The sequence below is a fragment of the Candidatus Borrarchaeum sp. genome (assembly GCF_019058535.1).
GTDB lineage: Archaea > Asgardarchaeota > Sifarchaeia > Borrarchaeales > Borrarchaeaceae > Borrarchaeum > Borrarchaeum weybense.
In genome coordinates this window covers 1-11,996 of record NZ_JAHPYX010000257.1, presented here as the reverse complement: position 1 = coordinate 11,996, position 11,996 = coordinate 1, and the positions used below count along the sequence as shown (strand labels likewise).

Below are 11,996 nucleotides of genomic sequence, written 5' to 3'. Positions count from 1 at the left end.
TATGGACGAAGTAAAGAAAGTAGAAATCCTTGATCTTGATGGGAAGAAATACAAACGCATACAGACTCCTGAAGGTGAGTTTTGGTGTTTAGAAACCATAGCGTACCATACCAATGTACCCTATAAAACAATCACCAACCATTTATACAAAAAGAAGAAAATCTTCGCACCTTTTATAAAAAAATTCTTGAAAAGTAAGAAAAATTCAGTAGGGCGTAGACGTTTATTTTTGAAAGTTCCAGAAGCACTTGACCAACTAAGGCTCTATGTACGTGCTTTGAAGAACAATACTGAAATGAACAGGATTATGGAACACATCAGCAAAGTTAGAACTGGTGAACATAGGATAATAACACAAGACGATGTAACCAAACTACAGAACCAGGTTCTCACACAAGTTACGGAGAATATCACTGCGGTTTTAAAAGGCAATCCTCTTTTACAGAAGTTTAGCACCATGTTTGTTCAGATTCAAGAGACTCAAAAGAAACTCGATCAGCAGATTGAATACCTCAAAGGCGAGCAAAAATTCACCTCGCAGCATACTTACATAATTCAGAATCTCATTAGGACGTATGCCGTCAAATACAAGCTTAGTGGCCGCCAAGTATGGTTAGAATTTGCTGAGGAATTTGGAATTTCAGGATATCGTAATGCCGAAAGGAAATACTTTACGGCATTTGTGGAGTATTTCTTTGAGTTAGATCCAAGAGTAGTGGCGTCGGTTTTTAACAGATATGTCAAGAAATCCTACAAAGACACAGAAATCATAGAAACAGTACTTTCAATCCTTCAGGGAAAATCAAAAACACTCGTTAATTTAGGAGATTATACCTAACTCCACTTCATTTTTTTAAAACTTTATTCCTGACTACTTAGGTACTTTTGAATGATAGTGGAAAGCGTGGAACACTGCTCTCGTTTTAAAGAGTGATATCCACAAGTTTAGAGAGAATTATATCGGAACCAATTCTTACAGTGTCACTAAGATACCATTCTTTTGTTCCGCGATCATATGTGATTAGACCATACTCTTTTAATTTCTGTAGAGCTTTTGAGACTTTCTTGTCACTCAATCTAGATATGCGCTTAATATTTCTTCTTTTGAAGCCTGTATTTAAAAGATTGGTTATTGCATATTTTAGCACGTATTTAGCGGCATAAGACAGGCCTACAATAAATCCAAACTCCATAGAGACTCACCGTATACTAATATTTTTTTACTTTAAAAATCCAATTGTTTTCTGACTACTTAGGTACTTACGAACATCCACCAAAAAAAAGAAGAAAAGTGACTATTCGTTGTGTAGCCAAAAATCTATGAATTGGCGTATCATTTGTGCTTTGAGATCCTCTGGAAAAAATCATCATTTAAATTTGTAACCTTGGTTTTCAAGAGCGGAAGCGCGAACTTCAATTTCCATTATTCGTTGGCCCATAGTCATTATTGGCAGTTCAATATCTGAACTCTCCCATGAATGAGATGGTTGAGTTAAATCATAATTAACTAATTTCGTTAGACAACTTATTGCTGCAGTTTTGTTATTTGTAACCCAGATAGCCCAAATGTCAGCTTCTAATTCTTGTTGTTTAATTTTTAAGGCATCACGTGGCAAGATACCTCGTGAATAATTCCAGAGATCTAAAGTATCAAAAAATATAGAAAAAATTTTAGCAATTTTTTCTACCTTTCCCAATTCACGAATTATGTTTCTTAATACTTTATTAATCCCACTCGAAGAGATTAGGTGATTTTGATCGATATGAAAAACTTCGTGGGCTAAAAGAAAGTAAAGTTCGTCAGGCGATAACCTATAATAGTCAAATAATTTTCTATTTATTTGAATTATTCCCCACGGGATGAGGTGCTTTATACCTATAGCTCTTGCCAGTATTTTTGGATTATCAACTATTTTTATATAAACAAGATTTTTATCGTTCCTTAATTGAGTAAAAAAATAATCAACGATATTTTTCAATTTTTCCTCCTCCCTGTAATCTCATCTCTTCTATCAAACAAAGTATTTATCTATGAAAACAATTGATTGAAAATGTTCCTGACTACCTAAGTACTTTTGTTGTGATAATTAGGAAAAACTATCACGATTTTTCCTGTAAAATTTGCTTGGATCCTGCAGGATGTCAGTATTATCCTGGAAGCAAAATTGTATTACTCATTACTTAAGTAGTCACGAAGGATGAGTTTTCTATTTTGCGTCTATATCATTTAAAGGGAGAAATTAATGGAGGTTTTACAGTGAATAAGACTTAAAAAGTCGTAAAAGTAAGTGATATTAATAAATACATAATATCAAAGGAACTAAACGTATTGTCGGGGAGGGTGACATTATATCAACGCATTTTATTGAATTTGAAAAAACAAAGAGGATATGGAGGTGATACAATGGGTCGGGGAGTCTGTAAGTACTGTGGTAGTACATGGAAAACAGAAAAAGATCATGTAATAGCAAGAAGCAAAGGAGGGAGGAAGACAGTCTCTGCATGTGCAGCCTGTAATCAAAGCAAGGGAGATAAACCGCCAATGGTATGGCTAAGATGGCTCAAGAAAAACGATAGCTATCGTTGGAATAGGATTGTACAGTATAACTATGGAAGAAAGAATCCCATTGCGAAAAAAGTCCAAAAGGTGCGCGATGAGTAATTTTGAAGTTCTTGAAACCACTAATTCCTAACTACCTAAGTAGTCACGAATATTCATTAAAAAATAAAAAAAGGGATTATAGGTTCTTTATGAAACAACACGAGGTACAAATCAGTATTTGTGGGGTATGAGGCCACCACATTGCAAATCCAGGTATGAATCGACCCCCACAAATGGGGCATGATTCTTTTACTTGGATAGGGGTTGCATATAGTTCGGTTATTCGTCTTTGTCGCATTGTGTTCACCACTTTAAAACGGAATGGGGTAGTCACCGCTATATGGCGTCGGTCTTTTGACGATCTTGACCTCCAGCGTAGGTTCTTCTACAAAGACGTAGCCTCCGCCTTTCTTATTCTTCTTGACGTGTTTGCGTCTTAGTTCCCAGATTTTTTCTCTCGTATAGTGTTGCCAGTCAGGATAAAATGGATGTAGCCAATCGAATTCGATGATCTGAAAAGGAATGTCCAAAAGATATACTTCACCGAAGCGTCCTTTGTATTTTTCTGTAAACCACTCTGCCATCTCATCGTAAGAACTGAAGCCATCTTTCTTCGCTATTTCATCGTCCATGTCTTTAATTCGTTTTTTCGACAGCACAGTAATCTGTGAGAATCCCAAGAAGTGAGGAATCCCGGCGATTATTTTTGTTTCAAGTGAGCGACGTACCTCCCAGTAATTATGGACCAAGTCACCCACGCGTAAGTTCCATTTTAGCCGTTCTGGTCGAATGGTTTGACATTTCGTTCTCATCAGTAGATTTGGTAGCAACTTGTATTCAGTAAAACTCATCATAGGCAATGTTAGTCCTCCTTTTGCCACAGGTACTTCTTCAGAATTTGTGCAATTTCTATCTCGATTTCATTAGCACATCCTTCACAGATTAACGCCCTCGAAGGAATGTTCCAGGAATATCCTTCCTTGTCAATGTATCCATGATGTATCATTGTCGTAAACTCGAATACCGCGAGACGTTCACCAGATTCTCCGCACATTGCACACTTGTTTTCTTCTTTCGATAAGTCTGCACAGCACGCAACGTCTATACTCATCCATATATTCATGGATTTTGGAACTTCAATTTGTGTTGCCATAGCGTTTCCTCCTGATTTTAGTAGCCAATCCCACAATGGGAAAAGCCCCTCACTTATTTTACTCTCTTATCTCCCCTCTCCTCTACGATCTCCCAAAATGCAATTAACAACCTATGAGAAAAAGAAAAAATGGGAAACTAGTTTTTTATACTTAAAAATTAATACACAAAACCTAAAAAATAGGTCTCCAGTCGAACTATTAGGGGGTTAGGTATGAGTCCACTCGTCCATAAAAATTAAGGAGAATATCATTTCTGCGAACGTGCTAAAAGATATACGTCTATTTCCACACGAACTTATCTTTCGGGTGGAACTTACGTCAGTACTTAAGTAGTCGTGATTACTTCTTCTTGTGTTTCGGGTTCTTGTCCTTCTGTCGTTTTTTCAACATATCTATACTTGAAAAAGCGGTCCTCGCTGATGCGTTTGATTTCATCGTTATCCATGAAGAGCGGGATTAAAATATTCCTCATTAGCGACACGGATACATTGAACTCCATTGCTAACTCTTGTGCTGTGAACACGGTAGGCGCGTTTTCTCTCAAGAACTTTTTGACAAGTCTCAATCGTGTGACTGGAGAGACCCTCAGAAGTTGTATCTTTTTTCGTTGTCTAATATCAATCCCTCACAAAAAGTTGGTAGCGTTCTTCCTGGAGAAGAAGCCCCTCATAATAAAAAAATAAAAAAGGTTCTCACAAAGCGCACAAGAAAGTCTAAGAAGATGAGTATTGGTGTGAGAACCTTATAATTGAGATCATTGCGGACTTCTGGAATATAGAAAGACACAATAATAATATCTATACCGCAACCGATTAGAAGCCCTTCGATCGTTTCAATGAACTCTTGCCATGAATCTATAGGCATAGTTTGTTCACCCCTGAGCCATGAAGCCCCACATAAAAATAAAAAATTGAAAAATATTTCTTAGTACCTAGGTACTAAGATTTGATTTAAACTAATTTGTAGAAAAAATCTCTTCTTTCTGGTCACCAAGTTCAATTTCAACTGCTTCTTTTTGTTCTAGTTCAAGCGTTTCTGTACCAATTTCTATGTCGATGTCCTCTAATTTGTCTATTAGATCCAGCGCAATATTTTCATTTTCTTCAGCTTCTTTGATTTTCTTTTCGATGTTCTTCGAGATGTTTGTCAAAACTTTCAGTGCAGCTTCTTTGTCTGCAATCTGTGCATTGAGATTGTCTATAGAATTAGAAATCTGAGGAATTTTGAAGGTGCTTTTATTTAGTTCTTCTAATGCATCTAAATCATTCTTGATTTTATCAAGTTGGTCTGCACGAAGTTTTTCTCTTTTTGAAAGCCGATCATCTATGTATTCAAGGATTAACTTCATCTTTTGCCATAACTGTTTTTTTATTGCAGACTTGCATGTAGATAATTCTGCCTGATACATTTTTTGCTTTTGCTGTTTAAGTTGTGTATCAACTAAGTTGTCAGTGAGTTCTTCAGTGGGGAAAAAATATTTGCTGAAGCGATAATAAAATCTCTTTCGCGCTTTAATCTCCTCTAACGAGGGTACTTCTATCACCGACTTATTTTGTTCTAACCAATGATCCATGAGTTTTTTAGTGAATATATGCGAATCATCGCCTGTGCATCGCAATTTTATGATCTTTCCCGCCTTTTCTTCTTTCACAGGTCGCCCGCAATAAATACAATGCTCACTGTAAAAACTAAAGATTTCTTCATTCAAAGTATCTCTGATTTTGCCAATAAACTCAAGTGTCTTTTTATATTCCTTTTTGAGTTCCCGTAGGTCTTTGCGCAACTTTTCGGTCAGAGACTCGGGACAAAAATATACAGCCCCTCTGTTGTCTTCAACGCTGTTTTCAAATAACCTGAAACAGTATTTCTGCCTTAGTTCATGTGCTTTTGTCTTGATTGAATCAAGCGTGAGAGTATCGCCGTTTGTATAAGTTTTCACCATTGTTGATGAAAGCCTTTTATATCCTTTGTAGAGCAATTTATTCAACTTAGATTGACTAAACATATCTCCTGACGAGATATGAAGATCTATTCGTTGACCATTCAGAAGAACATCCATTTCATTAACAGAAATGGAAATGTTTTTCGTATCTGACATCTTGGTTTTCTCCTGAAGTTGGTAGCCTCTCAACGAAGAAGCTCCATCCTAACGAATTACCTAAATAATAAGAAAAAAAAGAGAAATTAATCGCCCCGCAATGCTAAGGCTAAAGGGATTAACTCAGTTGGAATATCGCAAAAAATGACTGTTCCATCGTCCTCAATGCGAATTATTGTTTTTATTTTAATGTCTAAGTCGTTGGCGGGTTGTTTGGACTTGTCGAGGTTTTTTATAGTACTCTGGTGTTCTTTTGTCATGTGTTATCTCTCCTAACTCTTCAAATGACTTTAAAACGTCTTCACAGATCGGTCCTTCGAATCCTTTGCCTTCGATTGTCAAGTTACCTGTCTTTTTGTCGATTTTGAAGAAGATCTGCTCTTCTTGTGTCATCTGGCAGACCTCCTTGCTTTTGCGGAAACAGTCACTCTTCGTTTCAAACGAACTTCAAAATGAGTTTCTTTGTCTGTCAATGACAGATTCCAACGGTTTTTCTTGGCAAAGTCTCTGATAAAACTGAGATTGTATTGTTTCTTTATCTCAGTATTCGGAATTCCTTTGCATTGAGTCGAATATGGCGGACCATACAAATTAAGTTCATTAGCGAGTCTTTGGGGAGTCATTGATGCTACTACTTCGTCAAATTCTGAGATAATCATGGTATAAACACCGTTTTCATTTTTCTTGAATCCAAGATCGTTTGACGCTGGATGAATGAAGCGTCTTGGTACTACGATATCTGCCTTTTCTGGTCGTATATTGCCAAGATAATCCTTGAGAGGTAAATTTTTACCCGCTTTGACTGTACCGTAGCCATAGATTGATGTTAATGCCTCGATAAGATGTGCCATACTTTTGAATTGAGTTTTTACTTCGAGATATTTACTCAACTTTTTTCCTCATTAAAGTTAGTAGCTTCCTGGAGAAGAAGCCCCTCTAAAAATGAACACAATTACCTAAGTAGTGATAAAGAAAAAAAAGAGGAAATTATTGAAAGAGTGAATCCCAAGTGCCTTCTTGAAACTCTTGAACCTTCTTTTCTTTTTCTTTGTGGAGTTGTGGCGGCAAAAGCCTTTTGTCATTCACTACTGAAAGTGCGTCGGCGGTCATTTCTTTGATCTTTCGCGTATCGGGTAGAAACACCGTTTTTGCGACATCAAAATCTTCCTGCTCGGTTTTTTCTTTGTCATTTTCAACACAAGCAATAGCCCATGCTACACTTGCTAATTCTCGTAATTCTGCGCCTGTGTATCCCTGAAGTGTTGCGGCAATTGCTTCAAAATCTATGTTCTTATCGTATGGGACTTTTAATTGAACATCTAACACCACACGAAGTATTTTAGCCCGTTCTTCAGCGGTAAATGGTGGCAAAAGTGGTATTTTGTAATTAATTCTGCCCACACGAACCATGGCAGCATCGAGTTTCATTGGATAATTAGTATTGAGTATAAACAATACTCCATGATCTCTCGCCATTTCATGAAGAAAGGTTGCCTTCAAATTGGATGTCACACCGCTATCAGTGTTGACTGCTGTAGATCGCTCGCTGAGTAATTCTTCGGCTTCATCAATAAGGACAACTGCCTCACCAAATTGTCTGATTACTCGGAAAAATTGAGCAGTCCGTTTCTCACTCTCCCCGACATATTGAGAGAGTAAATTACTTGCGTCAACGGTAATCAACGGTCTGTTAAGTTCGTAGGCTATTACTTCCGCCAACACTGATTTCCCTGTGCCTGGTGGTCCTGTGAACAAGATCCCTTTTGGACGAATTTGCATAGCTTGTTGATATGGCTTTATTATGAAGGTCTTAAGGAAAGTACTTAAGTAGTCTGGTAGAACTAAGCCCTCGAATCCGAACTTTGGATTCTCTAAAGAGACCATGTCGTACTTCTCTAACTTTTTCGCTTTTTGATCATAGAAGTCACCTAACATAATTGTGGTGTCTTTCTGATAAAGTTCAACTATGATCGACTTAAGTTCTTTGATTGTCAAACCTTTCGATCCGACTACCCATTGATCCAAGTCCTTAGGATTATAAGCGACTTTTTCAGTTGCTTGTTCAAACACTTTCTTTCGTGATGTATCGTCAGGAAGCGGAATTTCAATGATATTAGCTACCTTTCGGACTTTTTGGGCAATATCCTCAAGCCTCTCGGCAGTCACTATGATTGCGCTTCCTTTTTTGCGAATTTTGTGGTCTAATGCTAAATTTTTAAGTAGTTGCGAACATTGACGATCCTGTAGCGTCATGTGTGCCGCCGAACTGTCAGGTGCTATTGTTTCGCAATCATAAAGAACAAAAAGCCCCTTATATTCGCGGAATAAATAGCGGATAAAGTTCAGCGTTTCTACGGGATCAACAGGTAGTTCATAAACTTCGTCTGACTGTATAAACTTCGCATATTCTTGACATAGTTTGTCGGTCATTGTAATTTGTTCAGAGCTGTCTTCATCTGTTGTAAGTTGTTCAGAGTCTGTTTTTTGTGGTTCAAAAGGACATAACCCCGATCCAATATCATACTCAATTACGAATTCAAAATATCCAGGAAGAGTTTTCCCATTTACTTTTGCAGTAAAAAGTTGCGGGAAATCCTCGATATTGAAATGTGTGATACTGAGGGGTGTTATTTGGGCACGATATTTCTCAAAAAATTCATGTATCCACGAAATTTGAATTCCTCCTGTTTGTGGTAGAGCCTTCATGATTGAAGCTCCATGAAAAGAAAAAATAAAACAAACATGAGTACTTAGGTACTCACGAATACTTCTGAAGTGTTTTCAGGGTTGAGTCGATCTCTTCTTGTGTATCTCCTAAGCGGCTTATCTGTATGCAGTCTCTTATATCGCGGTTTTTAAAGTGCCATACTTTTTCAGCGATATAGGTGGCTAAGTCATGGTCTTTTCCTTCCCGCATAAGAAGTTTTACGGCAGTTTCTATAAAATCTGCTTTTGAATACTCCTTAAATCGAAGTGCAATAAATCGACTTTTAACTTCTCGCGGAATTTTTTTGTCATCATTGGCAGCCGCGAATACAGAACATTTCAACTGAACACTTCGTACTCTCTTGTATTTTGTTTCTCCCACAAGTCCACTCTCACATAAGGAGAGCAGTACGGAGTAGTCAGGTGTGTTCATTTTGTCCAACTCGTCGATCAATAATATGCGCGGAGAATACTCAATAAGAAAATCAGATAATCCGCTTTTGGTACTCGATGAGCCAAGAGAATAATGAGCCCCATCTAAACGTGCAAGACAAAAAAGAAACATACTCTTTGCGCTGGCGGGTGGTCCAATCATGAGGATATGTATCGGTTCTTCACTCCGCAACGCCCGTTTAAAGAGTTTTTTCACATCGTTATAGCCTATAATGTCATCAAAGATAGATTCTGAGAATTCAATCTCTTCGTCTGTCTCTGGACTATAATTTAATTGTGCTTCGTATAGTTCGATCTCTTTCTTTGTTTTTTCTCGATCTACTAACAAATAGCCGCGATTCTTGCGGGATTTATACACAATTTGAATTATTCCCGCCAAAACTAACTGATTCAAGTGTGGTCCTGAAAGTCTAATATCATCCCAAGACCACCCTAAGTCCTTGAAATACTGATCGTCTTTATGGTCCTCTTCATATTCGAGGATTCTTCTGACACCTGAGAGGTAGTCAGGGTTTTTCTGCAAAAAGTGCACTAAGGACATATTTCGCACTACCTAAGTAGTTCTGAAGTAAAAACTCCCGTTCCATTAAATTTATTAAGCTCCACGTATAAATAATATTTGCGACTATATGACTATGCGGCTACGCTAGTCTTTAATTTTTGAGGGAGGAGCTTGGGGGAATCGAACCCCCGTTCTTCTACCTCAGGAGGGTTTTTTCTTTTTATGAGTTTTCTGTTTCACTGACTTCACTACACGACTTTTACCCACATTTCGAGTCGTGACCACGCCCGCTTACTCACGGAGGGAAGTGAGTGACGTTTCAAACTCCCGCGGCAGGAGACCCTTCCTTTTCTGAGACATAATAGGTCAGCAAGGGTGCGACCTTGTAGATGTATTTCGTGTGTGTCTCATGAACTACATTATAAGAACTCAATTATATATTTTGTGTCTCAGTTATTAGGTTATAATTTGTCATCACAAAATAAGTTGCCGGGTGTAGAATGTTATTACAAATGTGATAACAAAATGAAAGTAAGGGCCTGAATTGTAATAACAAATTCTGATCCTGGAGGTTTGAGCCCCTGCAGCACTTTGCAGACAGAATTAGAAAAAAAGGATGTTAGGACTTACAAAGTTCAAGATCCGCATTGAAGTACTTATGTGCTGGTGGGAAATTATCTGTTTCCATCATAAACTTAGCTATCTCTAAGGCTTTTTCTTTTGTAGTAGCCCATCCAACAGTTCTTGGGCTACCGTGTTCAAATAAATAAAGATACCAACCACTCGGACCAGACTTTTGTATCAATAGATATAAGTCCTCTTTCTCAAAATCAACGAACGAGAAAGAATTGTCTTTGTAGAGTCCTTTTTCTTCGGTATCCCATATTTTTTTCCATCCGTTCATGTAAATACACCCTGGAGTCAGAAGCTCCTTAAAAAATTACTTAAGTAACGAGAAAAAATAGAGGAAGGACTATTCATCAGAGTCTTTATGTACGCGCATGTGTGTGTTAAGTCCTCTTTGGCTAGTAAAGGTCTTTCCGCACTCGTCACAAGGGAATTCCTTAGTTTCTTCGTGCGTTTCTTTTTCCTCTTCTGTGTCATCCTTAGTTTTTTCTTGTTCCTTTTCCTCTTTTTTTGGTGGTTCTTCATCCGAGGGTGGAATACGTGGAGCTAAGTAGTAATCTAGTTTTGAGCCGTTTAACATCCACGTAAGTTTCAGAGGCATATCATTTGAGAACTCAATACTTACCTCAGATTCGCCAGGGATAGGATCGGTCATATCGTCTAAGTACTTTAAAGCATAAATTCCAACAGCGTCACCGCGTTTCTCAAGAGAGATTGATTCTCCATATTCATAGTCTATGCTGACGTTTCCTGTATCGCCTTCTGCCCATAAAGAAAATTTATCGGCAGTCGTCTTGAGTTTTAAATAGTCACCCATCACAGCGGCGTCTTTAATTGCCTCTTTGAGGTACTTTGCTTTAAGTTTGATTTTTGTTGTAAAGTCTATCTTCGGTACAGGAATGTCTTCAGCGGAAGTTGAACCTAGGAGAGGAATTGAAAATCGTCGTTTTGTGTATAAAGAGTCTGCTACGACATGAAATTTGCTTTTTTGTGAATCCAATGTCAGCGTCAATTTTTCTCCAATGGGGATACGTCGCATTATTGTAGCCATTTCAGTAATATTTATGCCGAATTTCGCGAAGTCTGCCTCTTTGTCATGAAGAGTAAAAGAGTATTCTTTCATAGAATCGCTTGGTATGTCCAAGTCGATCATGGCAATGTGCGCGTCATCAATTGCTCGAAGATGTAGTCCTTCTTTAGTGGTCTCAAATTCGGCTTCTTTTATGAGAGCATTTACACCCTTCACAAGAGAAGACCAAAGTTTTGCACTATCAAATTTGATTTGTACCATATTGTTCACTCCAGAGCCTTTTGAAGCTCCACACATAAAAAAATAGGAGATGTTTGGAATTACCTAAGTACCTAATTACCTAAGTAGTCTCGTTTAAGATTCAATGACATCGTAAATTTCGAAATCTTTATCGAGTATGTCCTGATCTACTTTATCTAAAGCGTCTTGGCGGTCTGTCGCCATCTTTCTTAAGATGACAAATACACTAAATTCGCGTTCTTCTGTCATGTAAACACCCTAATTCTGATCTTCACTCCATAGCAAGTTCTTCTTCCATATTAGCGTCCATTTCAGTGATTCGATCTACATAGGAAAGCCGTTCCTCATCCGTCGACGTTCTGATTTCGATGTTCTGTTTCTTTATCGCATTACAAAGAGCCTCAAAACTCGGTTCTTCCTTAGAAGTCGCACACCGTAAGGTGTACTGATATGCGGTGTCCCACAACTTTTTGAAGTCTTGTTTCCTGTCATTTACAAAATATTCTGGTGCTTCTGAAGTTTCACATCTGAAATGTGTTAAATACACACGTTCATCGTCTTCACTGACGTGCCATTCGTAGTTT

General features: G+C 37.9%; 17 protein-coding genes. 2 read left to right on the top strand and 15 right to left on the bottom strand.

Annotated elements, in window-relative coordinates; all coding sequences use genetic code 11:
- Position 1: 1 nt before the first annotated feature.
- Positions 2-838, top strand: a complete 837-nt coding sequence (locus tag QVB70_RS15760) for a hypothetical protein (protein ID WP_287588234.1) — start codon at positions 2-4, stop codon at positions 836-838.
- Between the two features lie 85 nt (positions 839-923).
- Here QVB70_RS15760 and QVB70_RS15755 read toward each other — a convergent pair whose 3' ends face one another.
- Together QVB70_RS15755 and QVB70_RS15750 are read right to left on the bottom strand one after the other, a co-directional pair.
- Positions 924-1,193, bottom strand: coding sequence for a hypothetical protein (locus tag QVB70_RS15755; protein WP_287588232.1), 270 nt, complete (start codon positions 1,191-1,193; stop codon positions 924-926).
- Positions 1,194-1,367: 174 nt separating this feature from the next.
- Positions 1,368-1,979: a M48 family metalloprotease gene (locus QVB70_RS15750; RefSeq protein ID WP_287588231.1), complete on the bottom strand. Its 612-nt coding sequence runs from the start codon at positions 1,977-1,979 to the stop codon at positions 1,368-1,370.
- A 425-nt stretch (positions 1,980-2,404) separates the two neighbouring features.
- Between QVB70_RS15750 and QVB70_RS15745 the strand changes: the two genes are divergently transcribed.
- A complete protein-coding gene (locus tag QVB70_RS15745; protein ID WP_287588230.1) occupies positions 2,405-2,662 on the top strand; it encodes an HNH endonuclease in 258 nt (85 codons plus the stop codon).
- A 251-nt stretch (positions 2,663-2,913) separates the two neighbouring features.
- Here QVB70_RS15745 and QVB70_RS15740 read toward each other — a convergent pair whose 3' ends face one another.
- From QVB70_RS15740 to QVB70_RS15680, 13 genes are all read right to left on the bottom strand, one after another.
- Complete coding sequence (locus tag QVB70_RS15740; protein WP_287588228.1) at positions 2,914-3,462, bottom strand: hypothetical protein; 549 nt, start codon at positions 3,460-3,462, stop codon at positions 2,914-2,916.
- Between the two features lie 2 nt (positions 3,463-3,464).
- Positions 3,465-3,755: a hypothetical protein gene (locus tag QVB70_RS15735; RefSeq protein ID WP_287588227.1), complete on the bottom strand. Its 291-nt coding sequence runs from the start codon at positions 3,753-3,755 to the stop codon at positions 3,465-3,467.
- 326 nt (positions 3,756-4,081) lie between these two features.
- Complete coding sequence (locus QVB70_RS15730; protein WP_287588225.1) at positions 4,082-4,300, bottom strand: hypothetical protein; 219 nt, start codon at positions 4,298-4,300, stop codon at positions 4,082-4,084.
- A gap of 122 nt (positions 4,301-4,422) precedes the next feature.
- The gene (locus QVB70_RS15725; RefSeq protein ID WP_287588223.1) at positions 4,423-4,620 is read right to left on the bottom strand and encodes a hypothetical protein; all 198 of its coding nucleotides are present in this window, start codon (positions 4,618-4,620) and stop codon (positions 4,423-4,425) included.
- Between the two features lie 91 nt (positions 4,621-4,711).
- A complete protein-coding gene (locus tag QVB70_RS15720; RefSeq protein WP_287588221.1) occupies positions 4,712-5,854 on the bottom strand; it encodes a hypothetical protein in 1,143 nt (380 codons plus the stop codon).
- Positions 5,855-6,040: 186 nt separating this feature from the next.
- The gene (locus tag QVB70_RS15715; protein WP_287588219.1) at positions 6,041-6,247 is read right to left on the bottom strand and encodes a DUF2997 domain-containing protein; all 207 of its coding nucleotides are present in this window, start codon (positions 6,245-6,247) and stop codon (positions 6,041-6,043) included.
- Positions 6,244-6,744, bottom strand: coding sequence for a DUF1257 domain-containing protein (locus tag QVB70_RS15710; protein WP_287588217.1), 501 nt, complete (start codon positions 6,742-6,744; stop codon positions 6,244-6,246). The genes QVB70_RS15715 and QVB70_RS15710 overlap by 4 nt, the downstream gene beginning before the upstream one ends.
- Before the next feature lie 97 nt (positions 6,745-6,841).
- Positions 6,842-8,560: an ATP-binding protein gene (locus QVB70_RS15705; RefSeq protein WP_287588215.1), complete on the bottom strand. Its 1,719-nt coding sequence runs from the start codon at positions 8,558-8,560 to the stop codon at positions 6,842-6,844.
- A 52-nt stretch (positions 8,561-8,612) separates the two neighbouring features.
- The gene (locus QVB70_RS15700) at positions 8,613-9,554 is read right to left on the bottom strand and encodes a hypothetical protein (RefSeq protein WP_287588213.1); all 942 of its coding nucleotides are present in this window, start codon (positions 9,552-9,554) and stop codon (positions 8,613-8,615) included.
- 580 nt (positions 9,555-10,134) lie between these two features.
- Positions 10,135-10,419: a hypothetical protein gene (locus QVB70_RS15695; protein ID WP_287588210.1), complete on the bottom strand. Its 285-nt coding sequence runs from the start codon at positions 10,417-10,419 to the stop codon at positions 10,135-10,137.
- 69 nt (positions 10,420-10,488) lie between these two features.
- Positions 10,489-11,433, bottom strand: a complete 945-nt coding sequence (locus QVB70_RS15690) for a C2H2-type zinc finger protein (protein WP_287588207.1) — start codon at positions 11,431-11,433, stop codon at positions 10,489-10,491.
- 93 nt (positions 11,434-11,526) lie between these two features.
- A complete protein-coding gene (locus tag QVB70_RS15685; protein WP_287588205.1) occupies positions 11,527-11,661 on the bottom strand; it encodes a hypothetical protein in 135 nt (44 codons plus the stop codon).
- Positions 11,662-11,683: 22 nt separating this feature from the next.
- On the bottom strand, positions 11,684-11,996 hold a 313-nt coding region (locus QVB70_RS15680), incomplete at its 5' end, for a hypothetical protein (protein WP_287588203.1).